Raw genomic sequence first — 580 nt, 5'->3', positions numbered from 1 at the left:
AAGAAAAAAAGCGATGGGAAAATCAACGAGAATCAGTATGTAAAAGCATTGAAGAACATAAGAGATATATAGAACAACATGTCGAATATGTTCAATCAATGTATGATTTTCATCAGTTAGTTGACCTTCATTATTCATGTATGAAAGTGGCAAATGAAGCATATAAACTTCTTAATGATGCTAAAAAATCAATGGGCGCTATTTATGATGCTATCAATAAACTCAAAGCTCACCGCTCTAAATTATTTAATGATAAAAAAGAAAGCGATGATTATGAAAAGAAAAAAGAAATACAAGCAGAAATAAACATGATCAAAGAAATCATAGATGGCCTATACTCTGAATTAGATTTAATTAAAAAGGATAAAGAACATTTTTATCAGGAATTAAAAGCTTTTAACTTAAAAACTAGCAGCATTAAATACAGAATTAGAGACAATACCGGATATAAAGGCTTTGATTGGTATAATCGGTTACAAGAACGAACTTTACTTCGACGTTAGTTTTGCACTGAAACTATATCAGATAACAATCCTCCACGGTTCCGGCAGCGCCTTGAGCGCAACCGGAAACCGTCTGG

1 protein-coding gene is annotated in these 580 nt (G+C 32.2%); it reads left to right on the top strand.

Translation table 11 applies throughout. From position 1 onward, the window contains the following. On the top strand, positions 1-503 hold a 503-nt coding region (locus ACP4J3_RS50865; RefSeq protein WP_426545121.1), incomplete at its 5' end, for a hypothetical protein. Between the last annotated feature and the right edge of the window lie 77 nt (positions 504-580).

The organism is Streptomyces sp. UG1, assembly GCF_049974585.1.
In the GTDB taxonomy this organism is placed as follows: domain Bacteria; phylum Actinomycetota; class Actinomycetes; order Streptomycetales; family Streptomycetaceae; genus Streptomyces.
Note: the sequence above shows the minus strand (reverse complement) of the source record. Positions and strands in the feature narration are given on the sequence as shown.